Raw genomic sequence first — 22,210 nt, 5'->3', positions numbered from 1 at the left:
GGTCCGGCATGCAACTCACCCACAGCTTCACCGTCCCCGCCGACCTGGAGCAGGCGTGGGAGGTGCTGCTCGACATCGAGCGGATCGCCCCGTGCATGCCGGGCGCGGCCATCGAGACCGTGGACGGCGACGACTTCACCGGCACGGTCAAGGTCCGGCTGGGCCCGATCGGGCTGACCTACAAGGGCAAGGCCAGCTTCGTCGAGAAGGACGCGGTCGCGCACCGGGCGGTGATCGACGCCTTGGGCAAGGACGCCCGGGGCAACGGCACCGCCAAGGCGAGGATCACCGCGACCCTGACGGCGGAGGGCCGCGACCACACCGCGGTGCATGTGGTCACCGACCTCAACATCACCGGCAAGCCGGCCCAGTTCGGCCGGGGCGTCATGGTGGACGTCGGCAACAAGCTGATCGGGCAGTTCGCCGACTGCCTGGCCGGCAAGCTGGCGGGTGCCGAAGGCGGCGGCGTGACCGGTGCTGAGGCCGGGGGCTTGGCCGGTGCTGAGGCCGGCGGCGTGGCCGGTGCCGAGGGCGGCGGCCTGGTTACCGCTGCCGATCCCACCGAGCTCGACATCGCCAAGCAGCTTCAGGCCGTGGAGTTCGACAGCGGGGAACGGCTCGGCACCGCTGATCCCGAGCCCGCGGAGCAGCTGACCTCCGATCTGGCCGAGCCGGGTGAGGTGGAGTCCGGCCTGGCCGAGCTGCGGATGGCTCCGTCCGTGACGCCCGACTCGTCGGTCGCCGGACCCGGGCTGGCCGCCCCGGATGCCGGCCCGTCAGCGCCGGGGACGGCAGTACCCGGGACGGCAGCGCCCGGCGAGGCGGTGGTGGCGCTGCCTGGCCCCGCCCCGGACGAGCAGCCTGTCGAACCGGCCGCCGCGGCCGAAGCGGCAGCCCCGGCCACACCCGCGGTGACGCAGCGGTCGCCCGCGCACCGGCCGGCGGTGGATGAGGTCGAGCCGATCGACCTGCTGGGCTCGGCCGGGCCGGCCGTGGCCAAGCGGCTGGCTCCGGCGGCGGTCGGCGTGCTCCTGGTCCTGCTGGTGTTGCTGCGGGCCCGCCGTCGGGCGGCTGCGCGCTCGGCCGCCGCCCGACAGGCCAGAGCCGACTACCGGGCCGCGGTGCGGCGGTGGGCCGAAGCCGAACGCCGGGCTGCGATCGAACGCCGGAACCTCAGTCGAACAATGACAGCTGGACTGCCGCGTCCTGCGGCTGGCTCGCGTGCTTGGCCAGCTTTCCGAACCGCCGACCGGCCGGCCGGCCGTGTTCGGCGGCGGTCCGAGTAGCTCCCCCGGCCCGGCCGTCGAAACCGGCCGGGTGCCGGACCGCTCCGGCAGGCCTGCCGGAGCCGGAGGACGTCGACCAGGCATGCTCGGCGGGTCGCTGCGGCGGATCCTGGTAGGCGAGGAACTGCAGGGCGGCCGGCGTGGTCCAGGTGAGCTGATGCGCCCGGAAGGCAGCGCCCACGGCGGCGGGGTCCAACGGCAGCACGCCGGGGCCGCCGGTGAGGTCCAGCCCCAGCTCGAGGTCGTTGTGCATGCGCATCACCTGGCAGTTGAGCTCCCAAGCGAGCCTCGCCTCCGGCTGCGCCAGCCGGTTCGCCGCGGCGCTTCCCACCGCTGCCCGGACCCGGGCTCCGCCTGCGGCCAGGTCGTCGAACACCGCGGCGGCGCTCCCCATCGTCGCCAGCAGCCTGGCCGCCGTCTTGGCCCCGACGCCGCGCACCCCTGGCAGGTTGTCCGAAGGATCTCCCCGCAGGGCGGCGTAATCGCAGTACTGCTCCGGCCGGATGCCGAGCATCAGCCCCAGCAGGTCCGGGGTCAGCAAGGGTGAGGCGTCCACCCCGCCGTTGATGATCCGCAACACCCGGGTGTGCTCGTCGATCAGGGCGAAGGAGTCCCGGTCGGAGGTCATGATGACGGTCCGGGCGCCGGCCTGCGGGGCGAACCGGGCGGCCGAGGCCAGCACGTCGTCGGCTTCCAGGCCGTCCGGAACCACCACCACGATGCCCATGCTTCGCAGCACCTCGGCGGCGCCGTCCAGCTGGGAGATCAGGGTGTGCAGCTTCTCGGTACGACTGGCCTTGTACTGGGGCCACCGGGTTCGCCGGTGGCTGGCGAGCGGATCGTCGAAGCCGACCACGATGGCGGTGGGGCAGATCCGCTCGGCCGCGGCGACCAGCTGGGTCAGCAGCCCCCGGATGGCCCACAACGGCCGGCCGTCGGCTGAGCGCAGTCCGGTGCCGGCTTGGGAGTGGAAGCTGCGGTGGACGAGGGAGTTGCCGTCGACGGCCAGCAGCACCGGCGAATCCTGCACGGCCCCACTGTAAACGCCCCTGGCCAGAACTTCGGCACTTCGACAGCCGGGCAACCGCGCCGCAGCCGGAAGTAGGGTGGCAGAACTGCCGGTTTCGGCCGGCCGATCGGTACGGCGACTTCCACCGCGGCGCTCGGACTCCGGGCGGCCGTGGCCGACCAGTGACGAGGTGCGCGCATGCGGCTAGGAGTACCTGGACCCCGCGACCTGCTGCGGCTTGCCGAAGGCGGTTACGAGGCGATCGAGCAGGCCATCGCGCTGCTGCCCCGGGTAGTCACCCTGCTGGGCCAGATCGAGGGCGTCGTCGCCAAGGTCAACGTCGTGATGACCGAGGTCGACAAGACCCAGCGACAGGCCGGCCAGATCATCCAGCGGACCGACCGGTTGCTGGCGCGCACCGAGCAGGTCATGGACCGGACCGAGGGCCTCATCGACCGGACCGCAGGGGTGATCGATCGAACCGATGCGGTGATGGACCGGACCGAGGGCGTAGTCGGTCGAACCGATGAGTTGATGGATCGCACCGCTGCCGTGGTGGACCGCACCGAGCCGCTGGTCGAGCGGACCGGCGCGGTGCTGGCCCGGACCGAGCCGTTGATCGAGCGGACCGGCGCGGTGCTGGCCCAGACCGAGCCGCTGGTCGAGCGTGCCGCCGACGTTCTCGACCAGGCGCAACCGCTGGTCAAGCAAGCCGGTGACCTGGTGGATCGGGCGGTGACCCTGCTAGGCCGCGTCGAGCCGCTGGCCGACAGCGCCGACCCGCTGGTCCTGCAGGCCGGTGGGCTGGTGGGCCGCGCCGACGAGCTGCTGGCGCGGTTCGAGCCGGTGCTGAGCGGGCTGGAGCCGGTGCTGAACCGGCTGGCCGAATCCACCAGCCCTGCCGAGGTCGACGCGGCCATCAAGCTCATCGACACCTTGCCCGAGCTGGTGGAAGCCATGGAGACCGAGGTCCTGCCGATCGTGAAGACTCTGGGCACGGTGGCGCCGGACCTGCGCGACCTGCTGGACACCTCCAAGGAGCTCAACGAGATCCTCGGAGGGTTGCCCGGCCTGGGCCGGATCAAGAGGCGGGTCGAGGAACGCCAGGAGCTCGAGGACCACCAGCGGCTGGCCAAGGACGATCCGCCCCGCTCCCCCGACGAGGTGCGCTGAACACCTGATCCACCGCGCCGGACGAGGGTGCTCCTGACGTCACAGCGGCGGCACCGGCGTCACTGCGACGGGTACCGGCCGAGCTCCGGGAGTGGCTCCCGGCCGGTACCGCACGCGTGGCTAGCGGTGCTCCAGGTCCTTCACCGTGAAGGCGATCGCATCCTTGGCAGGCACCCGCGCCCGGACCTTGCCGTGCCGGTCCACCGTGAAGGTCCGTCCGGTGCAGTCCCCGGCGACCAGGTTGCCGTGGATGACGTCGCAGTAGGTGCCGCGCGGCAGGCCGGTGGAGAAGGTCATGGTCTTGTCGGTAGCGCTGTTGTTCAGCGCGATCCAGCCCCGGTGCCCCCGGCTGAAGGCGATCAGGTTGACCCCGTCGTCGGTCCAGTTCGTGACCTTGGCGTCGCCCACGTAGTTGTGCCAGCCGACCATGTTGGCGACACCCTTGTGGCGGTTGATGCACACCCAGCCGTTGTTGCAGTCGGTGTTGGTGACGTAGCCGTTGGCGTCGGCGGGCGGCGAGCCCTCAGGATCGGTCCAGGCGAAGCTGGAGTAGACCTGGGGCGTGCCATAGCCGTAGGCGAGCATGAACTCGTGGGCCAGGATGTTGGTCGCGCCGTCCTTGTAGTTCAGCGTCGAGCCGTTGCGTTCGGTGTCGTGGTTCTGGATGAAGACCACCGACTTCTCGCTGGGCAGCAGCCCGGCCCGCTCGCCGAAGATCGACAGGTCGGTGATGTTGCCGCCCGGCGGGGTGGTGTAGCTCTTGAACGCATCGCGGATCTGGCCGGCGAAGTCGAACCCGAGCACGTCGTTCTGCCGGATGAAGGCCCACGGCGAGAGCTTGCCCGGCCCGCCCGGCGGCACCTCCAGGAAGACGTACGGACGGGTGCCGTCCACGGTGCGGCGCAGCAGCTTCTCGATGGCAGCCAGGTCGGCCTGCGGAACGTGCTTGGCCGCGTCCACCCGGAAGCCCGACACGCCGTAGCTGATCAGCTTGTTCAGGTAGGCCGCCACCCGGTTGCGCACATAGGTCGTCTCGGTGCGCAGGTCGGACAGGCTGACCAGCTCGCACTTGGTGACCTGCAGGTAGTTGTTGAAGTCCTCGATGTTGCCGCTCGCGGTGGGGCAGTCAGCGGGGGTGTGGTGGAAGTTGGCGCTGGTGTACAGGCCCTGGTACTCGTACTTGGAGTAGCTGACGCCGCCGTAGGACCGATTCCCCTGCCCTGTCATGTGATTGATGATCGCGTCGACGTAGACCTTGACCCCCGCCTTGCGGCAGGTGGCGACCATCGACTTGAACTGCGCCTCGTTGCCCATCCGGCTGGTCAGCTGGTAGCGGACCGGCTGGTAGACCTCCCACCACGGGTGGATCGGCCCGTCGGTCTTGGACAGCGAATCCTGCGGCGGCGCCACCTGGACGCCGCCGTAGCCCTTCGGCCCCAGCACCGTCTTGCATTCCTTGGCGATGGAGACCCAGTTCCATTCCCAGAGGTTGGCGATCACGTCGCGCTTGACGTGATGTGCCGACTGGCTGGACATCGCCGCCTGCTGACCGGCCGCGCCCGCGCTGGTGCTGCCGACCACCGCGACCGATCCGGCAGCCAGCGTCATCACGCCGGCAGCGACGGTGACAGCCGTCCTGATCCGGCGCCGGCGTCCGCCTCGAACCGGCATGGCTGATCCGGCGAAGATTTCTCTTGTCATGATTGTCCTTTCGCGATGGCGCGGCCGGTCGGCTGCCGCCGACCGGCTCTCGTTTCTTACTAGTGACCTGGCTCACACGTGTCAAGACAGCGGTGGGAGAACCTCGGCGCTGACGCTAGGCCAGGCCACCGACAGTTCTGCCCTAGGCTGCACGCGTGATCGGCACTGTTCAGGCAAGCCGCTACGTGACTCCGCTGCGTGAGGGTGGCTCGTTGCCGGGCATCATCGAGGCAGATGACCTGGGCACCTACGTGGTCAAGTTCCGGGGCGCGGGCCAGGGCATGAAGGCGCTGGTGGCCGAGGTGGTGGTGGGCGAGCTGGCCCGCCGGCTGGGCCTGCGCGTCCCCGAGCTGCGCGCGGTGGAGCTGGATCCGCTGATCGCCCGCTACGAGGCGGACCAGGAGGTCCAGGACCTGCTCACGGCCAGCGTCGGCCTGAACCTGGCGGTCGACTTCCTGCCCGGATCCTTCGGCTGGGACGCCGGTTACCCGGTCGATCCGGACGAGGCGGCCCGGATCCTGTGGCTGGACGCGTTCACCGCCAATGTCGATCGCAGCTGGCGCAATCCGAACCTGCTGATCTGGCACCGCAGGCTGTGGCTGATCGATCACGGCGCCGCGCTGTACTTCCACCATGGCTGGTCCCGGCCCGGCGCGGATCCGCAGCGTTTTGCCCGCCAGCCCTATGACGCCTCCGACCACGTGCTGGTCCAGTACCTGGGCGGGGTGCCCCAGGCCGACCTGGCGCTGGCGCCGCAGGTCGACGACCGGCTGCTCGGCGAGGTGCTGGCCGAGGTCCCCGACGAGTGGCTCGAGCCCGACAGCGGCGGCGAGCCGGCGGCGGTGCGCCAGCGCTACCTGGAGTACCTGCTGGCCCGCGTATCCGGTGACCGCGGCTGGCTGCCCCGGGCGGCTGCGGCATGAGCGAGGATCGCAGCGAAGCGCGGACCGGAGCGAATAGCTGCGAAGAGCCGGGTGACCACATGAGCGCACGGCACGGATTCCAGTACGTGGTGTTGCGGTGCGTGCCGCGGGTGGACCGCGAGGAGTTCGTGAACGTCGGGGTGTTGCTGTACAGCCAGAGCACGGACTACCTCTGCGCGGCCAGCCGGCTGCGGCAGGACCGGTTGCTGGCGTTGGCCCCTGATCTGGACCTCGACGCCGTCCGCTCGGCCTTGGCGGCCATCGAGGCGGTCTGTCGCGGCGAGGCGGAGCCGGCGACCGGCGCCGGGATCAGCCTGGGCCAGCGGTTCGGCTGGTTGGCCGCTCCGCGCAGCACCGTGGTGCAGCCCGGGCCGATCCACGGCGGGGTGACCGAGGACCCGGCCGGGCAATTGCGGCACTTGCTGGACACTCTGGTCAGCTGAGCCGTCCGCCTGTCCAACTCTCGCCTCAGAGCGCTTGCGGCGCGCCAGGCGGGACGTAAGGATGTCGCCCACCGTCGCACCCTGCGCAGGCAGCAGATACCGGGAAGGACACCGCCTTGGCCGACAGCAAGCTCGCCGCACCCCAGCTCGTCCTGAACAGCCGCATGCTCTACACCAGCTGGATCCCCGAGGATCCGCAGGCGTGCGCGCGGCTCCTCCCGCCGGCGCTGAAGCCGGCGGCCAACCGCGCCGTGTACATGAACCAGTACGTGGTGGACTCGGCGCAGCAGACCACCGGCTTCGGGGCGTACTCGCTCACCTACCTGGGCCTGGACATCGATCAGTTCGCGCCGGACGGGGTGACCCCGGCGCGCTTCTTCACGCACTACTTCAACTCCTCGCAGGTGATGCGGGAGTACGCGGCCGAGCGCGGCGTCCCAGCCGGAACCGGCTCCACCACGCTGGAGGTGGAGGGCGGCATCGCCACCGCGACCACGTCGGTGGACGGTCGTCCGATCATCCGCACCCGCGCCCAGGTCGGCGACACCGCTGACATCGTGCTGGGCGGGCACCTGCGCTACGTCACCCGGGTAGGGAACCGGTTGATCGCCGGCAACTACCCCTACATCGGGGAGCTGGTGAGCACGTTCGAAGTGCAGTCCATCGAGTTCCTGGACCCGCAGCACCCGGTGTACGCGCTGCGCCCGGCGACGCCGCTGGACGTGGTGACCGGCTTCTCCTTCTACGCCCCGCGCGACTCGTTCGTCTACCCGGGCGGCGAGGAGGACATCGGCCCGGCCGAGGGTGGCGGCAAGGACCACCGGCCTTAGCCGGCACCGTCCCTAGCCGGCACCGGCCCTAGCCGCCCTTGGCCGCCGGCCCGGAAGCGGCCCGCGCGATCAGCGGAAGTCGTCCACCGGGTCGGCGGTCAGGTCGTCCTCGTTCGTGGCCTGCTGGTTGAGGTCGTCCTCGTCCACGATGTGCATGGCGGCCTCCTCGGCGGTGGCGGCGCTGCCGGCCTTGCCCGCGTCGAAGGCCACCGGGCCGTCGACGTCCTCATGGGCGCCCTCGTCCGGGGCGATCAGCCGGCCCGCGCGAGGAGCCGCGTCCTCGGTGACGTCGTCCGGGGTGATGTCGGGAACCTCCTGGGCAAGCCGCTGGTCCAGGCTCTCGCCCTCGGCCTGCTCGGCGGCGGTGTTGCCGAACCGGGTGGCGACCGGGCTGTTGTCGGGTGGTGAGTAACTGGTGTCCAGCGGCTCGTCGAGCTCGGCGCCCTCACCGGTCAGCGTCTCGGCCTGGTCCAGGTACTCCGCGTCGTCGTCGCCGCCGACGTAGACCTCGTCGCCGAAGGCAGTGTTATCGGATTCGCTCATGCCTTCACTACATCATCCCGGCGGCGTTCGCGCGAACTCGGTATCCCGTGGCGGGGTTCGCGCGAACTCGGCATCATCCCGGCGGCGTTCGCGCGAACTCGGCCGCCATCTTGCGCAGCACCCGGCCGAAGAACGCCGAGCCGACCGCCGCGATCACCGGGTCGAAGATCCGGGGCGTCCAGCGGGCCCGGACCTCCTCGACCCACTCGACCCGGGCGCCACCCGGGCTCGGCGACACCTCGATCTCGGCCCAGCCGGTCAGCCACGGCCCGAGCTTGCGTACCCGGCACCGGCCCGGCGCCCCGGCGGTTGCCGGCTGCCACTCGGTGACCTCCATCGGGTCGTCGAACCGCACCGGGCCCAGCCGGGTCCGGCCGGTGAACCGGGCGCCCAGCCCGGCGCCGGCCAGGCCTCCCGGGGCGGGCTCGTCCACGGTGACGGTGGTCAGCGGGATCCACCGGCTCTGGGCCGGCCAGTCGGTCACCAGCGTCCAGACCCGGTCAGCAGGAGCATCGATCAGGATCTCGGTACGTATTCGTGCCATGAACTCGATCCTATGGTCGGCGCCTGCCGCCGGGGGCCGGGCGATCCGCCTCCGATTCGGGCTCCGGCGGCTCGCGAAGTAGGGTTTGAAGCACACAGGACAAGGGAGTCTGAGATGACCGAGACCGCCACGACCTCCGAGGTCGCGGTACTGCGCACCGGCAGCGACGTGGAGCTGCAGCTGCCTGTCGTGCCTGCCACCGAGGGCGCAGCCGGGGTGGATGTCAGCAAGCTGCTCTCAGGCGCCGGCCTGGTCACCTACGACCCCGGGTTCGCCAACACCGCATCGTGCGCGTCCGGAATCACCTACATCGACGGCGACGCCGGCATCCTTCGCTATCGCGGTTACCCGATCGAGGATCTGGCCGAGAAGTCGAGCTTCGCCGAGGTCAGCTACCTGCTGATCTACGGCGAGCTGCCCTCGGCCGACGAGCTGTCCGCCTTCACCTCACGGATCAACCGGCACACCATGCTGCACGAGGACCTCAAGCGGTTCTTCGACGGCTTCCCCCGGGACGCCCACCCGATGCCGGTGCTGTCCTCGGCGGTATCGGCGCTGTCGACCTTCTACCAGGACTCGCTGGACCCGTTCAACCCCGAGCAGGTGGACCTCTCGACCATCCGGCTGCTGGCCAAGCTGCCGACGATCGCGGCCTACGCCTACAAGAAGTCGGTCGGGCAGCCGTTCCTCTACCCCGACAACTCCCTCGGCCTGGTCGAGAACTTCCTGCGCATGACGTTCGGCCTCCCGGCTGAGCCGTACCACCCCGATCCGGCAGTGGTCCGCGCCCTGGACCTGCTGTTCGTCCTGCACGCCGACCACGAGCAGAACTGCTCGACCTCCACCGTCCGGCTGGTCGGCTCGTCGAACGCGAACCTGTTCGCCTCGATCTCGGCCGGGATCAACGCGCTGTTCGGGCCGCTGCACGGCGGCGCCAACAGCGCCGTCCTGGACATGCTGCAGGCGATCCGCGACGACGACGGCGATGTGAAGCAGTTCGTCGAGCGGGTGAAGAAGAAGGAAGCCGGCGTCAAGCTGATGGGCTTCGGGCACCGGGTCTACAAGAACTACGACCCGCGGGCGGCGATCATCAAGAAGACCGCGGACGAGGTGCTGTCGGCGCTGGGCAAGCGCGATGACCTGCTCGACATCGCGATGGAGCTGGAGGGCTACGCCCTGGCCGACGACTACTTCGTCAGCCGCAAGCTCTACCCGAACGTCGATTTCTACACCGGGCTGCTGTACCGGGCGATGGGCTTTCCGACCAGGATGTTCACGGTGCTGTTCGCGATCGGCCGGCTGCCCGGCTGGATCGCCCAGTGGCACGAGATGATCAACGACCCGGACACCAAGATCGGCCGGCCCCGGCAGCTCTACACCGGGCCCACCAGCCGCCCGTACCCCAGCGCCTAGGCGCCGGCCCCTGCGCGGAAGCGGGCAGGGCGGACGCCGCTGAGCTCGCCGGCCTCGATGCCGTCGATGATCTCGGTGGCGATGAGCCGTCCCGCGACCGGCGCCAGGGTCACGCCTGAGTGCATCACCGCCACGTACACCCCGCTGACCCCGGGGAGCGGCCCGATCACGGGCAGGCCGTCGGCGGGCATCGGCCGTGCCGCGAGGCGGACGCTGACCAGGCTCATGTCGGGTGGGCCGGCGAAGGTGGCGGTGAGGCGGCTCAGCATCTCGTGGGCGGCTCGGCGCAGATCGTCCTGGCTGGCCTCCCCGTGGTAGCCGGCGGCCACCAGCAGCTGGCCGTCCGCGGCTTGCCGGACTTCCAGGTGCGGGCTGGCCACCAGCGTGCGCACCAAGCCCGGCGCGGCGGTGAAGCGCAGCAGCAGGGCAGGCGAAGGCGCGATGGGCAGCTCGAACCCCAGCGGCGCGCACAGCACCGGCGCGTCGACTCCGGCGGTGATCACCACGGTGTCGGCTGCGAGGAAGCCGTGGGAGGTCTGCGCCCCTGTGACCCGGCCGTCCGGCGCGCTGACCGCGGTGACCGCGGCTCCGACGATCAGCCGGGCGCCGTGAGCGCGCGCCGCGGCCACCAGCGCGTCGGTCACCCGGACCGGATCGACGGCGCCGTCGCTGTCCTTGTGCAGCGCGCGGGCCGGTGTCGCCGCCAGGTTCGGCTCCAACCGGCCGATCCGCGCCGCGTCGAGCAGGTGCTCGTCGGGACCGAGGCTGCGCTCCTCCGGCAGGCCGTGCCCGTCCCAGGCCAACGAGCCGGTCCACCGCACCCGGACACCCGGCACCTGCGCTTCCAGACGCCGGTACGCCGCCAACGCACCCCGGCGGAGGGGCGAGCTGCCGTCCGGCACGTCGGCGCCGGACGGGCCGCCGATCCAGGCGAAGGAATCGGCGGTCACGCCCGAGGCCGGCAGCGACTTGTCCACCAGCGTGACCGCGGCGCCGGCCAGCGCGAGCTCGTAGGCCACCGCGGCGCCGACGATCCCGGCGCCCACCACCACGACATCGGCCACTTCGCCCTCGCTTCGACCCGGCCCGGCTGCGTTTCGTCGGGGACGTCCGGTAAACAGTAGGCATGAGCCAACAAGTCCGCGCCGTCATCGCCCGCAGCAAGGACCAGCCGGTGGAGCTGGTCACCATCAACGTTCCCGACCCGGGCCCGGGCGAGGCAGTGGTCGCCATCGGCGCCTGCGGGGTGTGCCACACGGATCTGCATTACCGCAACGGCGGCATCAGCGACGACTTTCCGTTCCTGCTCGGCCATGAGGCCGCCGGGATCGTCGAGAGCGTGGGCCCCGGCGTCACCGAGGTGGCCCCGGGCGACTTCGTGATCCTGAACTGGCGGGCGGTGTGCGGGCAGTGCCGAGCCTGCCTGCGAGGGCGGCCGCAGTACTGCTTCAACACCCACAACGCCACCCAGAAGATGACGCTGGAGGACGGCACGGAGCTCTCCGCGGCGCTGGGCATCGGCGCGTTCGCCGACAAGACGCTGGTGGCGGCCGGCCAGTGCACCAAGGTCGACCCGCGGGCGTCGGCCACGGTGGCCGGACTGCTCGGCTGTGGCGTGATGGCCGGGTTGGGCGCGGCGATCAACACCGGCGGGGTCGGCCGGGGCGACTCGATCGCGGTCATCGGCTGCGGCGGGGTCGGCATGGCAGCGATCGCCGGGGCGCGGCTGGCCGGCGCGACGACCATCATCGGCGTGGACATCGACGAGCGGAAGCTGGCGTGGGCCCGCGAGTTCGGCGCGACCCACGTGGTGAACTCCACGACGGCCGATCCGGTGGAGGCGATCCGGGAGGCCACCGGCGGCTTCGGCGCTGACGTGGTGGTGGACGCGGTGGGCGTTCCCGACACCTACAAGCAGGCCTTCATGGCCCGGGACCTGGCCGGCACGGTGGTGCTGGTGGGCGTTCCGAACCCCGAGGCCCGGGTCGAGTTGGGGCTGCTCAACGTCTTCGGCCGCGGCGGCGCGCTGAAGTCCTCCTGGTACGGCGACTGCCTGCCGTCCCGGGACTTCCCGATGTTCATCGAGCTGTACCTGCAAGGCCGATTGCCGCTGGACAAGTTCGTCACCGAGACCATCGGGATCGCCGATGTCGAGGAGGCGTTCACCAAGATGCACCACGGCGACGTGCTCCGTTCGGTGGTCGTCTTCGAATGAGCGAGCATCGCAGCGAGGCACGAGCGAGGAGCGCAGCTCATCTCCCGATGAGCGCTCGCGCGAAGAGGCAGGGGTCATGAGCGAGCATCGCAGCGAGGCACGAGCGAGGAGCGGAGAGGCAGGGGTCATGAGCGCCGAAATCCAGCACACCACCACCTCGGGGACGTTCAACCTCGACGGCGGCAGCTGGGAGGTCGACAACAACGTCTGGCTGCTGGGCGACGACACCGAGTGTGTGGTCATCGACGCTCCACACCGGCTGGAGCCGATCCTCGAGCTGATCGGCGGCCGGAAGCTGACGGCGATCCTGTGCACCCATGCCCACGACGACCATGTGACCGTCGCCCGGCAGCTGAGCGAGGCCACCGGCGCCCCGGTGCGGCTGCACCCGGCCGATGAGGTGCTGTGGCGCCAGACCCATCCGGACTTCGACTTCGTCCCGCTGGCCGACGGCGAGCTGATCCAGGTGGCCGGTGTGTCGCTGCAGGCGCGCCACACTCCCGGGCACTCTCCCGGCGGGGTCTGCTATTACGCCGCGGAGCTGGGTGCCGTATTCAGTGGCGACAGCCTGTTCAAGGGCGGCCCGGGCGCCACCGGCCGGTCGTTCTCCAGCTTCGGCACCCTGCTCGACACCATCCGCTATCAGCTGTTCACCCTGCCGGCCGCCACCGTGGTGCACACCGGTCACGGCGAGTCGACGTCCATCGGCGACGAAGTGCCGCACCTGGACGAGTGGATAGCCCGCGGCCACTGATCCGGACCGGCCGTATCCTGCTGAGATGACACAGATTCTGCTGAGATGACCACAGTTGTTGAAATGACACAGTTGTTGAAATGACACGGTCGTTCACATGACACAGTTGTTCAGCTTTCCGAACCCGGTGAACGAGAAGGCGGCCCGGGTGGTCGCGGCTGGTGTCGTCCTGCTGACCGCACTGGCCCTCATCCCCGGCATGACCTGGCTGGCACTGCCGATCGCGGTCGGCTTCCTGCTCCGGGTGGCAGCCGGCCCGCGGTTCAGCCCGCTCGGGCTGCTGGCGACGCGGGTGGTCGCGCCCAGGCTGGGAACGCCGAAGCTGGTGCCGGGCCCGCCGAAGCGGTTTGCCCAGGCCATCGGCGCCACCCTCAGCACCGCCGCCGCGGTGGCGCATCTCGGCTTCGGCGCGACCGGGCCGGCGCGGGCGCTGCTGGCGATGATCCTGCTGGCAGCGCTGCTGGAATCGGCGTTCGCGCTGTGCCTGGGCTGCGTCCTGTTCGGGCGGTTGATGCGCGCCGGCATCATCTCCGCCGACATCTGCCGGGCCTGCCAGGAGGTCGGCTTGCGCTACGGCCAGAATGGATAGGTGACCTCCGCCTCGCCGGTGCCAGGAGCCGACCTCGACCCGGAATCGGGCTCAGCAGCCGGATCAGACACTCCGGCTGCCGGGTCGGAGGGTGGCGCGTCGACACCGGCCAGCACCCGGCGCGCCGGCCGGCTGGGCCTGGAGGTGTTGCTCGTCCTCGGGGTGTCGCTGGGAATCTCGGCGCTCTACTCCTGGGTCAACTTCCTCGACATCCAGACCCGCGGCGGCTTCCGTAACGCCACCGCGACGCTCAACCCGTCGGAGAGCCCGCGCGCCTGGGTGGACCTGTCCTACCAGCTGCTCGGGCTGCTCAACGCCATCGTCCCGGCGCTGCTGGCATTGCTGCTGTTGAGCCGGGTGCCGGCGCTGCCCGGCTTCGGCATCGGGCTGGATCGACTGCGGCTGAAGCGGGAAACCCTGCAGGGGCTGGGGTTCGCCGCGCTGATCGGAGTGCCCGGCCTGGGGCTGGTGATCCTGGCGCGGCACCTGGGCATCAACGCCGAGTTGCAGGCGTCCGGCCTGGCCGAGGTCTGGTATCGGTATCCGGTGCTGATCCTGGACGGCATCCAGAACGGGGTGCTGGAAGAGATCGTGATCGTCGGCTACCTGCTCACCCGATTGCGGGAGATGAACTGGCCGGCGGGGCGGGCGATCCTCATCAGCGCGTTGATCCGCGGCAGCTACCACACCTACCAGGGCATCGGCGGCTTCATCGGCAACCTCATCATGGGAGCGCTGTTCGGCTGGTGGTTCACCCGTACCAAGCGGGTGCTGCCGCTGATCATCGCGCACAGCGTGATCGACATCGTCAGCTTCGTCGGCTACGCCGCGCTGCACGGCCGGGTCAGCTGGCTCTGAGGCGGCACAGCCGCCTGATCCGGCGAGCCGGGCGTCAATCGCGCGACGGCACCCGGGCGTTGTGACAGGGTCGGGCCATGACGTCGACACCGGAGATCAGGCACGTTCCGTTCGACGAGGTCGTGCCCTGGCTGCGCGCCCTGCGCACCACGCTGCTGGCCAACCCTGCCGCCGGCGGCGAGCACACGCTGCCCTGGTGGCGCGAGGTATGGGACCCCGACCGAGTGTTCGGGGGCTATGTCGACGGCCGTTGCGTGGCCACCCTGCGGACGTTCCCCACCACCCTGACCATCCCGTCCGGACCGGGGAACTGCGCCGAGCTTCCGATCGACGCGCTCACCCAGGTGACGGTGGCGGCCACCCACCGGCGGCGCGGCCTGCTCACCCGGATGCTCACCCAGTCGCTGCAGGATGCCAAGGACCGGGGCGAGGTGGCGAGCCTGCTGCTGGCCGCGGAGTGGGCGATCTACGGCCGGTTCGGGTACTGGCCCGCCGTGATGAGCTCCAATTACCGGATCCTGTCGCTGCGACGGCCGCAGATCCTGCCACCGAAGACACCGCACGAGCTGATCGGCGTCGAGCCGGACGACCTGCTCGAACCCGCCGCCGAGGTGCATCACCGGGCTCGGCTGCAGCGAGCCGGCCAGATCGACCGGACCACGCCCGACTGGCAGCGCCGGCTGGGCCTGCGGGGCCTGCGACCGCCAGGTGCGCGGGAGCCGGTCTGCGTGGTGGCCCGCAACGCCGACGGCCGGGTGGACGGCTACGCCGTGTGGCGAGCCCATGACGGCGACTTGTTCCAGGAGCCCGATCAGACCCAGGTCACCATCGACGAGGTGCTGGCCGCCACCGAGGACGCCTACCGGGCGCTGTGGCACTACCTGCTCAACCTCGACCTGGTACGGGTGCTGCTGCTGCGCGCCTACCCGGTGGACGAGCCGCTGGAATGGCTGCTGTCCGACGGCCGGGCGGCCCAGCGCACCCGCACCGGCGACAACGACTGGCTGCGGCTGCTGGACGTCCCCGCGGCGCTCTCGACCCGCCGCTACGCCGGCACCGACCGGCTGGTGCTGGAGGTGGTCGACCGGGACGGCGGCTGGGCAGCCGGCCGGTACACCCTGGACGGCGGGCCCACCCATGCCGAGTGCCGAGCCACCCCGGCAGCGACCGCGGACCTGCAGCTGTCCCAACGCGCGCTGGCCGGCATCTACCTCGGCGGCAGCACCGTGCGCTCGCAGCAACTGGCCGGCCTGGTCGACGAGGAGACGCCCGGCGCGGCGGCCCGGCTGGAATCGATGTTCTGGACCGCACAGAAACCCTGGAACGCCACGCCGTTCTGACGTCGTCGTGTCCGGCCCTCAGGCCGTCACGAAGTCGATCAGCTCCTCGACCGAGCGCAGCAGCGGCACCTCGACGTCGGCGAAGCTGTTCACCGATGCCAGCACCCGCCGCCACATCTCGCGGGCGTCGGAGACCCCGAGCGCCGCGGCGATGCCGTCCTTCCACTCCACATCGCGGCCGATGACCGGCCATGCCTGGATACCTAGGGCGGTGGGCTTCACCGCCTGCCAGATGTCGACATAGGGATGGCCGTTGACCAGGACGTGCGGCGAGCTGACGGTCGCGGCGATCCGGGTCTCCTTCGAGCCCGGCGCCAGGTGGTCCACCAGCACCCCGAGCCGGCGGCCAGGGCCGGGCTGGAACCGGCGGACGTGCTCGGCCAGCTCGTCGATCCCGCCGAGCGGCTCCACCACGATCCCCTCGATCCGCAGGTCCTCGCCCCAGATCCGCTCCACCAGGGCCGCGTCATGCACGCCCTCGACCCAGATCCGGCTGGCCTTCGCGACCTGCGCCTTCACCCCGGCGACCGCGACCGAGCCCGAGGCGGTGCGGCCGGGACGAGCCGGCGCGGCCGCTGCCGGGAGCGGCCGGACCAGCGTCACCAGCTCGCCCTCGAGCAGGAAGCTGGCCGGCAGCATCGGGAACTGCCGCCGCCGGTCGAAGCGGTCGGCCAGCGTGACGGTGTCCCGCTGCTCGCCGGCGACGACGGTGCGGCCCACCGCCACCACCGCTCCGCAGTAGCCGTCCAGGGTCTCGACCACCAGGTCCAGCTCGGCGGGAATCTGCCGAACAGCCTTACGGCGACGGGTAGAACCGCTGGCCAGCACATCGTCGGGATACACGCCCAGCAGCTTAGGGATCACCCCGGCAGCAGCGGGGGAAGCCCACGCCCGGCGCAGCCGTTAGGTACCGTTGGCAGCTGTGCCGATCGAACGACGATGTGCCCAACTCGCTGCCTGGGGCTCTGCCTGGCTGGCGGGCGCCGTGGCGTTCGATGACGTGCTCGATGCCGTCACCGGCGACGGCCGCCATGTCGGCGGCCCCGGCTTCGGTCCCGGGCCGAGCCCGGTCGGGGCAGCGCTGGCCGAGTGGAAGCGGGCCGGCACGTCCGCTTTGACGCTGGCCCTGCCGGTTCCCGGTGACATCCGGGGCCTGGCCGGGCCGCCGGCGTTCCGCAACGCCGCGCTGACGGCCGGTGAGGCGGTCTACGGCCGGGACTTCGGGCTGACGGTGCTGCCCGGCCGGGAGACTCCGAGCAGCGCCGGCCGGGAGCTGATCTGGCAGCGGGCCGAGGTCAGCGAGCTGCCGCCGGACCCGATCAGCATGGCCGACGCCGAGCACGACCTGACCGAGTCGATCCGCGAGACCGCGTCGCTGTTCGCCCGGCGCGGGGTCACCAGCTGGCTCAACGACATCGCCCCGGCGCTGTCGGATGCCCGGCGCGCCGGTGAGCGGCTGCACCTGCCGGCCAGCCATCCGCCCCGCGCGGTCCGGCTGATCGCGCAGGCCGAGCGGCTGTCCGCGGTGCTGATCGTGGTCGATTCGGACGGCACCGCCCAGCTCACCGCCGGCGCGGTCGCCGAGCGCGACCAGGCGCTGGCGCCGCTGCGGCTGGCGGTCCGCCGGGCGTTGCTGGCCGGCTACAACGCGGCGGCCGAGGTCTCCGCCGGGCCGTGATCGCGGGACCGACGGTGATCCCGAGCTGGCCGTGACCCGAGCTGGCCGTGACCCGAGCTGGGCGTCACCCGAGGGCGTGACCCCAGCTGTCAGCAGACCGGTCAGTCTCAGCCGCGGCGCGCCGGGGCCGGGCAGCAGCCGGCGGGGCAGTCCTGGCCGCACAACCCGAGCGTGCTCAGGTAGACCGGAGGCCGGCCGGCCAACTGCTCCTCCACCAGGTCCACCAGGCCGGCCACGAACGCCGGGTCGGTGCCGGCCGTGCTGGCCCGGACGAACCCCAGCCCCAGCTTGGCCGCCGTCTCGCGCGCCTCATTGTCGAGGTCCCAGAGCACCTCGAGATGGTCGGAGACGAATCCGGTGGGCGCCACCACCACCGCGGGCACGCCCTCGGCGGCCAGCGCCCGGAGGTGGTCATTGATGTCCGGCTCCAGCCACGGCACCTGCGGCGGACCGGACCGGGACTGCCACACCAGGTCGAAGCGGGCCTGCGCGCCGCGGACCGACTCGGCCACCAGCCGGGCGGTCTCGTGGTGCTGGACGAGGTAGAGGCCGCCGTCCGGGCCTGCCGTGTCGTTCATCGAGACCGGGACGGAGTGCGCGGTGAACACCAGCCGGGCCTCGTCGCGCAGGTCGGCGGGAAGCTCTGCCAGCGCCCGGCGCACCGCGGCCGCGTTGGCGGCGATGAAACCGGGGTGGTCGAAGTAATGCCGCAGCTTGGTGAACCGGGGCGCGTCCGAACCTGCTCCGGCGAGTTCGTCAGCAGCCCGCGCCAGGTCCTCCCGGTACTGCCGGCAGCCGGAGTACGAGCCGGTGGCGCTGGTGGCCAGCACCAGCGCGTGCCGGCGGCCTTCGGCGGCCATCTGCCGGGCGGTGTCGGTGAGGAAGGGATGCCAGTTCCGGTTGCCGAAGTAGAGCGGCAGGTCGATCCCGCGCCGGCCGAACTCCGCGCCGAGCGCCGCCAGCAGCGCCTGGTTCTGCGCCGTGATCGGCGAGATGCCGCCGAAGTGCTGGTAGTGCTCGGCCACCGCGGCCAGCCGGTCGTCCGGCACCCCGCGACCGGCGGTGACGTTGCGCAGGAACGGCATCACCTCGTCAGGGCCCTGCGGGCCGCCGAAGGACAGCAGCAGGAACGAGTCGACGGCGGGCTCAGTCACCCTTACGAAGCTACCGCGCAGGCCGGCGTGGCCTCAGACACCCATGCGCCTCAGAAACCCATGCGCCTCAGACACCCATCGCGTGGAAGCCGCCGTCGACGTGGATCATCTCGCCGGTGGTCGCCGGGAACCAGTCCGACATCAGGGCGGCGCAGCTCATCGCGACCGGCGTGGCGTCATTGATGTCCCAGCCCAGCGGCGCCCGGCCCTCCCATGCCTCCTCGAACTGGACGAAGCCCGGAATGCTCTTGGCCGCCATCGTGCGTACCGGCCCGGCCGCCACCAGGTTCACCCGGATCCGGCGGGGGCCGAGCTCGCGGGCCAGGTACCGGGAGGTGGATTCCAGCGCGGCCTTGGCCACGCCCATCCAGTTGTAGGCAGGCCAGGCGACCCGGGCGTCGAAGTCCATCCCCAGGATCGAGCCGCCGGACTCGCCGAACAGCGGCAACGTCGCCACGGCCAGCGACTTGAAGCTGAACGCAGACACCTCCATCGCGGTGGCCACGTCGGCGAACGGGGCGTCCAGGAAGCCCTCGCCCAGGCAGGACGCCGGGGCGAACCCGATCGAGTGCAGCACCCCGTCCAGGCCGTCGACGTGCTCGCGGACCCGGTCGGCCAGCGCCTCGAGGTGCTCGGGCGAGGTCACGTCGAGTTCGACCACCGGCGCCGGCTTGGGCAACCGGCGAGCCACCCGCTCGACCAGCGACAGCCTGCCGAAGCCGGTCAGCACCACCTCGGCGCCCTGCTCCTGCGCGACCTTGGCGACCGAGAACGCGATCGAGGTCTCGGTGATCACGCCGGTGACCAGCAACCGCTTGCCGTCCAGAAGTCCCATGTCGTGAAATCCCCTCCGCTGCCGATGAGCCGGTCGCTGCCTAGAACCCCATGCCTAGAACCCCGTGCCTAGAACCCCATGCCTAGAACCTCATGCCTAGAACCCCGTGACTAGAACCCCATGCCGAGGCCGCCGTCGACCGGAAGGACCGCGCCGTTGACGTAGCCGGCGGCGTCGGAGGCCAGGAACCGGACCACCTCGGCGACCTCGGCCACCGACCCGTACCTGCGCAGCGGCACGCTGGCCAGCACCTCGCTCTTGCGGGCCTCGGTCATCACCGCCGTCATGTCGGTCTCGATGAAGCCTGGCGCCACCACGTTGGCGGTGATGTTGCGGCTGCCGAGCTCGCGGGCGATCGAGCGGGCCAGCCCGATCAGGCCGGCCTTGCTCGCGGCGTAGTTGGCCTGCCCGGGCGCGCCGGTCAGCGCCACCACCGAGGAGATGAACACCATCCGGCCGCCCCGGGCCTTGACCATGCCGGCGGTGGCCCGCTTGGCGACCCGGTAGGCGCCGGTGAGGTTGGCGTCGAGCACTCCGGTGAAGGAGTCCTCGCTCATCCGCATCAGCAGCTTGTCGTCGGTGACGCCGGCGTTGGACACCAGCACCTGGACCGGTCCGAACTCGGCCTCGACCTCGCTGAACGCCCGGTCCACCGACTCCTCGTCGGTCACGTCGCAGCGCACTCCGAACAGCCCCTCCGGCGCGCCGCTGCCGCGGTGGGTCACCGCGACCCTGTCACCCGCCTCGCTGAACGCCCGGGCTATCGCCAGACCGATCCCACGGTTGCCACCAGTCACCAGCACAGATCGACTCACTCCGCTCACGCTAGCCGATAGGTGAGCAGCTCCGACTCGGGACCGGGTGAACTCCCCGCCCGCCGATCAGGTAGGCCGGATGAACCCCGGCCGCCGGTCAGCTGAGCCGGCCCGACCAGAGCAGCGACGTCGCGCCGGCGGCCATCGCCATCAGCAGCCCGGCCAGCATGAACCGCCAGCTGATGTCGCGCTGGGCGGTGGTGTACCCGATCTGGGAGCCGATGTCCTCATAGACCGACCGCAGCTCCTGCACCGACGCCGCGGTGTGGAACGAGCCGCCGGTGGCCTGGGCCAGGCCACGCAGGGTCACCTTGTCCGAGGGCACCGCCTGGACGGTGCCCTGCACCTCGACCGTTCCGCTGTCGGTGCCGAAGGCGATCGTCGACACCGGCGTGCTGACCTTCTTGGCCTCGTCCGCGGCCTCGGACACCTTGCGCCCCACCGTGTTGTAGCCGTCGCTGAGCAGCACCACCCGCGCGGGCGCGGGTTTCTCGTTCGTCGCGGTGGCAGTCCGGCTGAAGGTGTTCAGCGCGTCGAGACAGGCGAAGACCCCCTCGCCGATGGCGGTGTACTGCTCCAGCTGCAGGCCGGCGATCGCCCGCTTGACCACCTCGCGGTCCAGGGTGGGCGGCACCAGCACGTTGCCGGCCCGGCCGAACTTCACCAGCCCGAGGTTGATCCGCTTGGGCAGCAGGTCGGCGAACTCCTCGGCGGCCTGCTGGGCGGCCTCCAGCCGGCTGGGCAGCACGTCGGTGGCCTGCATCGACAGCGACACGTCGATGGCCAGCATCACGGTGGCCCTCTCCTGCGGCACCCGGACCGAGGCGGTGGGCCCGGCCACCCCCAGCGACAGCACCGTCAGCGCCACCAGCAGCAGCGCGAAGGTCAGGTGCCGGCGCCAGCCCGGCCGCCGGGGCACCACGCTGGCCAGCAGCTGGGTGTTGCTGAACCGGGCCACGAACTTGCGCCGACGCAGCTGCACCAGCAGGTACGCCAGCGCCACGGCGGCGACGGCCAGCAGGATGAACAGCCAGTACGGCGACCTGAAATGCATCAGTGCACCCCACTCATTCCGGCGCGCGAGGGCGGGCGGACGGCCACCCCGCGGCGGCGGGTGACGACGAACTTCACGATGTCGGACAGCCAGTCGGAGTCGGTGCGCAGCCGCAACTGGTCGGCTCCGGCCCGGCGCAGCATCGAGGCGATCTGGCTGCGCTGCTCGGCGGCAGCCTCGGCGTAGCGCTGCCGGAGCTGGACGTCGGAGGTCTGCACCTCCAGCTGCTCGCCGGTCTCGGGGTCGACGAAGGTCACCAGGCCCGCGGCGGGCAGCTCCAGCTCCCGGGGATCGAGCACCTCGATGCCGAGCAGCTCGTGCCGGTCGCCCAGCCCGCGCAGCGGCCGTTCCCAGTCCTGGTCGCCGAGGAAGTCCGAGATCACCACCACCATGCCGCGCCGCCGGGGCGGCCGCCGGACCTGCTCCAGCGCCATCGCCAGGTCACCGCGCCGACCCTCGGACGCCCGCGGGGTGTTGGCCAGCTTGCGCATCAGGTAGCGGGCGTGGTTGGTGCCGGCCACCGCGGGGACGCGGATGATCTGCTCGCCGGTGGTGATGATCGCCCCGATCCGGTTGCCGGCCTTGGCGGTCAGGTGGGTGATCGCGGTCGCGGCGGCGAAGACCAGCTCGCGCTTCTCCATGACGACGGTGCCGAAGTCCAGGCTCGGCGACAGGTCCACCACCAGCCAGGTCTCCAGCTCCCGGTCGGCGACGGTCTGGCGGACGTGCGGGGTCATGGTCCGGGCGGTGACCGGCCAGTCCATCCGCCGGACGTCGTCACCGGGGTAGTACTGGCGGGACTCCCCCGGCTCGCTGCCTGGCCCGGGCACCAGGCCGAGATAGCTGCCCAGCAGCAAACCGTCGAGCTTGTTGCGCACGGCGTACTCCAGCCGTCGCAGCACCGCCTCCTGCTGGGCCGGCGGCACAGCCTGGCCGGGGCTCGCGGGACGGTCAGCGCCGGTGCCGTGCCTGGTCACGCCGGCGGCGCCCAGTTACCGGACTGGCGAGGCTGGCCGGCCTGCTGGCTGGGGAACTGGCCCCCCTGCTGGGCCG

At 71.3% G+C, this 22,210-nt stretch carries 23 protein-coding genes; 12 read left to right on the top strand and 11 right to left on the bottom strand.

Going from position 1 to position 22,210, the window contains the following annotated elements:
* Window positions 1-8: 8 nt before the first annotated feature.
* A complete protein-coding gene (locus VF612_RS17555) occupies window positions 9-1,286 on the top strand; it encodes an SRPBCC family protein (RefSeq protein WP_408661147.1) in 1,278 nt (425 codons plus the stop codon).
* Here the strand turns inward: VF612_RS17555 and VF612_RS17550 are convergent.
* The gene (locus VF612_RS17550) at window positions 1,174-2,316 is read right to left on the bottom strand and encodes a 5'-3' exonuclease (protein WP_408661146.1); all 1,143 of its coding nucleotides are present in this window, start codon (window positions 2,314-2,316) and stop codon (window positions 1,174-1,176) included. The two genes, VF612_RS17555 and VF612_RS17550, sit on opposite strands and share 113 nt — an antisense overlap.
* A gap of 177 nt (window positions 2,317-2,493) precedes the next feature.
* On the opposite strand from VF612_RS17550, the gene VF612_RS17545 reads away from it, so the two are divergent.
* Window positions 2,494-3,468 carry a hypothetical protein gene (locus tag VF612_RS17545; RefSeq protein WP_408661145.1) on the top strand — a complete coding sequence of 325 codons (975 nt, stop codon included), beginning with the start codon at window positions 2,494-2,496 and terminating at the stop codon, window positions 3,466-3,468.
* A 120-nt stretch (window positions 3,469-3,588) separates the two neighbouring features.
* Here the strand turns inward: VF612_RS17545 and VF612_RS17540 are convergent, their stop codons facing one another.
* Window positions 3,589-5,139: an alpha-amylase gene (locus VF612_RS17540; protein WP_408661144.1), complete on the bottom strand. Its 1,551-nt coding sequence runs from the start codon at window positions 5,137-5,139 to the stop codon at window positions 3,589-3,591.
* Between the two features lie 185 nt (window positions 5,140-5,324).
* Between VF612_RS17540 and VF612_RS17535 the strand changes: the two genes are divergently transcribed.
* From VF612_RS17535 to VF612_RS17525, 3 genes are all read left to right on the top strand, one after another.
* Window positions 5,325-6,092, top strand: a complete 768-nt coding sequence (locus VF612_RS17535) for a HipA family kinase (protein WP_408661143.1) — start codon at window positions 5,325-5,327, stop codon at window positions 6,090-6,092.
* 59 nt (window positions 6,093-6,151) lie between these two features.
* Window positions 6,152-6,535, top strand: a complete 384-nt coding sequence (locus VF612_RS17530; RefSeq protein ID WP_408661142.1) for a DUF3037 domain-containing protein — start codon at window positions 6,152-6,154, stop codon at window positions 6,533-6,535.
* 116 nt (window positions 6,536-6,651) lie between these two features.
* Window positions 6,652-7,365 carry a hypothetical protein gene (locus VF612_RS17525; RefSeq protein WP_408661141.1) on the top strand — a complete coding sequence of 238 codons (714 nt, stop codon included), beginning with the start codon at window positions 6,652-6,654 and terminating at the stop codon, window positions 7,363-7,365.
* Window positions 7,366-7,434: 69 nt separating this feature from the next.
* On the opposite strand, the gene VF612_RS17520 is transcribed toward VF612_RS17525, so the two are convergent.
* Both VF612_RS17520 and VF612_RS17515 read right to left on the bottom strand, forming a co-directional pair.
* The gene (locus VF612_RS17520) at window positions 7,435-7,908 is read right to left on the bottom strand and encodes a DUF5709 domain-containing protein (protein ID WP_408661140.1); all 474 of its coding nucleotides are present in this window, start codon (window positions 7,906-7,908) and stop codon (window positions 7,435-7,437) included.
* A 73-nt stretch (window positions 7,909-7,981) separates the two neighbouring features.
* On the bottom strand, window positions 7,982-8,452 hold the full coding sequence (locus VF612_RS17515; RefSeq protein WP_408661139.1) for an SRPBCC family protein: 471 nt from the start codon (window positions 8,450-8,452) through the stop codon (window positions 7,982-7,984).
* A 114-nt stretch (window positions 8,453-8,566) separates the two neighbouring features.
* Between VF612_RS17515 and VF612_RS17510 the strand changes: the two genes are divergently transcribed.
* Entirely contained in the window at window positions 8,567-9,865 is a 1,299-nt protein-coding gene (locus VF612_RS17510) for a citrate synthase (protein ID WP_408661138.1), read from the top strand.
* Here VF612_RS17510 and VF612_RS17505 read toward each other — a convergent pair.
* Entirely contained in the window at window positions 9,862-10,929 is a 1,068-nt protein-coding gene (locus VF612_RS17505) for an NAD(P)/FAD-dependent oxidoreductase (protein ID WP_408661137.1), read from the bottom strand. The two genes, VF612_RS17510 and VF612_RS17505, sit on opposite strands and share 4 nt — an antisense overlap.
* Window positions 10,930-10,991: 62 nt before the next feature.
* On the opposite strand from VF612_RS17505, the gene VF612_RS17500 reads away from it, so the two are divergent.
* The 5 genes from VF612_RS17500 to VF612_RS17480 all read left to right on the top strand — a co-directional run bounded on the left by VF612_RS17500 (window position 10,992) and on the right by VF612_RS17480 (window position 15,621).
* Window positions 10,992-12,080 carry an S-(hydroxymethyl)mycothiol dehydrogenase gene (locus VF612_RS17500; protein WP_408661136.1) on the top strand — a complete coding sequence of 363 codons (1,089 nt, stop codon included), beginning with the start codon at window positions 10,992-10,994 and terminating at the stop codon, window positions 12,078-12,080.
* A gap of 127 nt (window positions 12,081-12,207) precedes the next feature.
* Window positions 12,208-12,834 (top strand): MBL fold metallo-hydrolase, encoded by a 627-nt coding sequence (locus VF612_RS17495; RefSeq protein ID WP_408661135.1) that lies wholly within the window; start codon window positions 12,208-12,210, stop codon window positions 12,832-12,834.
* 97 nt (window positions 12,835-12,931) lie between these two features.
* Window positions 12,932-13,423: a DUF4395 domain-containing protein gene (locus VF612_RS17490; protein ID WP_408661134.1), complete on the top strand. Its 492-nt coding sequence runs from the start codon at window positions 12,932-12,934 to the stop codon at window positions 13,421-13,423.
* The gene (locus VF612_RS17485) at window positions 13,424-14,281 is read left to right on the top strand and encodes a CPBP family intramembrane glutamic endopeptidase (RefSeq protein ID WP_408661133.1); all 858 of its coding nucleotides are present in this window, start codon (window positions 13,424-13,426) and stop codon (window positions 14,279-14,281) included.
* Between the two features lie 77 nt (window positions 14,282-14,358).
* Window positions 14,359-15,621, top strand: coding sequence for a GNAT family N-acetyltransferase (locus VF612_RS17480; RefSeq protein WP_408661132.1), 1,263 nt, complete (start codon window positions 14,359-14,361; stop codon window positions 15,619-15,621).
* 18 nt (window positions 15,622-15,639) lie between these two features.
* Here VF612_RS17480 and VF612_RS17475 read toward each other — a convergent pair whose 3' ends face one another.
* Entirely contained in the window at window positions 15,640-16,473 is an 834-nt protein-coding gene (locus VF612_RS17475) for a DUF3097 family protein (protein WP_408661156.1), read from the bottom strand.
* Between the two features lie 70 nt (window positions 16,474-16,543).
* Here VF612_RS17475 and VF612_RS17470 point away from each other — a divergent pair, with 70 nt between their 5' ends.
* Window positions 16,544-17,299: a hypothetical protein gene (locus VF612_RS17470; RefSeq protein ID WP_408661131.1), complete on the top strand. Its 756-nt coding sequence runs from the start codon at window positions 16,544-16,546 to the stop codon at window positions 17,297-17,299.
* A 107-nt stretch (window positions 17,300-17,406) separates the two neighbouring features.
* Here VF612_RS17470 and VF612_RS17465 read toward each other — a convergent pair whose 3' ends face one another.
* The 5 genes from VF612_RS17465 to VF612_RS17445 form a co-directional block, all read right to left on the bottom strand.
* On the bottom strand, window positions 17,407-18,453 hold the full coding sequence (locus VF612_RS17465) for a ferrochelatase (RefSeq protein WP_408661130.1): 1,047 nt from the start codon (window positions 18,451-18,453) through the stop codon (window positions 17,407-17,409).
* A gap of 67 nt (window positions 18,454-18,520) precedes the next feature.
* Window positions 18,521-19,288, bottom strand: coding sequence for an enoyl-ACP reductase FabI (gene fabI, locus VF612_RS17460; RefSeq protein ID WP_408661129.1), 768 nt, complete (start codon window positions 19,286-19,288; stop codon window positions 18,521-18,523).
* 110 nt (window positions 19,289-19,398) lie between these two features.
* Window positions 19,399-20,103, bottom strand: coding sequence for a 3-oxoacyl-ACP reductase FabG (fabG, locus tag VF612_RS17455; RefSeq protein ID WP_408661128.1), 705 nt, complete (start codon window positions 20,101-20,103; stop codon window positions 19,399-19,401).
* 97 nt (window positions 20,104-20,200) lie between these two features.
* The gene (locus VF612_RS17450) at window positions 20,201-21,160 is read right to left on the bottom strand and encodes a VWA domain-containing protein (protein WP_408661155.1); all 960 of its coding nucleotides are present in this window, start codon (window positions 21,158-21,160) and stop codon (window positions 20,201-20,203) included.
* Window positions 21,157-22,134 carry a DUF58 domain-containing protein gene (locus VF612_RS17445; protein ID WP_408661127.1) on the bottom strand — a complete coding sequence of 326 codons (978 nt, stop codon included), beginning with the start codon at window positions 22,132-22,134 and terminating at the stop codon, window positions 21,157-21,159. Before VF612_RS17445 ends, VF612_RS17450 begins: the two co-directional genes overlap by 4 nt.
* Between the last annotated feature and the right edge of the window lie 76 nt (window positions 22,135-22,210).

It is taken from the genome of Jatrophihabitans sp. (assembly GCF_036388195.1).
Lineage (GTDB): Bacteria > Actinomycetota > Actinomycetes > Mycobacteriales > Jatrophihabitantaceae > Jatrophihabitans_A.
This window is presented reverse-complemented; position numbering and strand designations above follow the sequence as displayed.

Excerpts from the sequence above, each read along its gene's own strand:
- VF612_RS17555 (WP_408661147.1), top strand. The coding sequence starts at position 9 with ATGCAACTCACCCACAGCTTCACCGTCCCCGCCGACCTGGAGCAGGCG.
- VF612_RS17545 (WP_408661145.1), top strand. The coding sequence starts at position 2,494 with ATGCGGCTAGGAGTACCTGGACCCCGCGACCTGCTGCGGCTTGCCGAA.
- VF612_RS17540 (WP_408661144.1), bottom strand. The coding sequence starts at position 5,139 with ATGCCGGTTCGAGGCGGACGCCGGCGCCGGATCAGGACGGCTGTCACC.
- VF612_RS17530 (WP_408661142.1), top strand. The coding sequence starts at position 6,152 with ATGAGCGCACGGCACGGATTCCAGTACGTGGTGTTGCGGTGCGTGCCG.
- VF612_RS17520 (WP_408661140.1), bottom strand. The coding sequence starts at position 7,908 with ATGAGCGAATCCGATAACACTGCCTTCGGCGACGAGGTCTACGTCGGC.
- VF612_RS17515 (WP_408661139.1), bottom strand. The coding sequence starts at position 8,452 with ATGGCACGAATACGTACCGAGATCCTGATCGATGCTCCTGCTGACCGG.
- VF612_RS17510 (WP_408661138.1), top strand. The coding sequence starts at position 8,567 with ATGACCGAGACCGCCACGACCTCCGAGGTCGCGGTACTGCGCACCGGC.
- VF612_RS17500 (WP_408661136.1), top strand. The coding sequence starts at position 10,992 with ATGAGCCAACAAGTCCGCGCCGTCATCGCCCGCAGCAAGGACCAGCCG.
- VF612_RS17495 (WP_408661135.1), top strand. The coding sequence starts at position 12,208 with ATGAGCGCCGAAATCCAGCACACCACCACCTCGGGGACGTTCAACCTC.
- VF612_RS17490 (WP_408661134.1), top strand. The coding sequence starts at position 12,932 with ATGACACAGTTGTTCAGCTTTCCGAACCCGGTGAACGAGAAGGCGGCC.
- VF612_RS17480 (WP_408661132.1), top strand. The coding sequence starts at position 14,359 with ATGACGTCGACACCGGAGATCAGGCACGTTCCGTTCGACGAGGTCGTG.
- fabI (WP_408661129.1), bottom strand. The coding sequence starts at position 19,288 with ATGGGACTTCTGGACGGCAAGCGGTTGCTGGTCACCGGCGTGATCACC.